Origin of the sequence: Paenibacillus lautus NBRC 15380, from assembly GCF_004000945.1 — a bacterium.
Taxonomy (GTDB): Bacteria; Bacillota; Bacilli; order Paenibacillales; family Paenibacillaceae; genus Paenibacillus_AQ; species Paenibacillus_AQ lautus.
Genome location: NZ_BIMF01000053.1, coordinates 1 through 760, shown reverse-complemented (window position 1 = coordinate 760; position 760 = coordinate 1). Strand labels below are relative to the sequence as shown.

General features: G+C 50.4%; 1 pseudogene. It reads left to right on the top strand.

Going from position 1 to position 760, the window contains the following annotated elements:
* Positions 1–760, top strand: a pseudogene (locus PLA01S_RS31780) (transposase); the annotation flags it as partial.

The window sequence follows — 760 nt, the reverse complement described above, 5'->3', positions numbered from 1 at the left end:
TCGCATGGTCGGCGGACGAGTCTTGGTTTCGGATTCCACGCATGTGAAGGCCAATGCGAACAAGCACCAGTACACCAAGCAGCAGATTCTACAAAACACACGAGATTACACGGACGAACTCAATGGCGCGGTAGAAGCTGACCGGAAGGCACATGGAAAAAAGCTTTAAAACCCAGAGAGGATGTGGTCGAGAAGAAAGAAATCAAGGTGAGCAAAACCGACCCGGATAGCGGTTATATGATTCGCGATGGCAAACCGGAAGGATTCTTTTATTTAGATCACCGAACCGTTGATCTAAAATACAATCTGATTACCGATGTCCACGTCACGCCGGGAAACGTTCATGATTCTGTACCGTATTTGTCGCGTTTGGATCGCCAACGAGAGCGATTTGGTTTTGAAGTTGAAGCCGTTGCCCTGGATTCAGGTTATTTAACAACCCCCATCTGCAAAGGATTGCAGGAACGGGGGATTTTTGGCGTGATTGCTCACCGGAGATTTCATCCGACCCAAGGCTTGTTTCCGAAGTGGAAGTTTACCTATGATGCCGAGCGCAACCGCTATATTTGTCCGGCTCAGCATGAATTGTTGTACCGCACCACGAATCGAGAAGGATACCGGCAATATGCCTCGGATCCGAGGCACTGCAAGACTTGCCCGATGCTGGAGCAATGTACCCGTTCACGGAATCACCGAAAGATCGTCACGCGCCATGTCTGGGAGGACAGCAAGGAATGGGTGCGAAACAACCGGCTCAGCC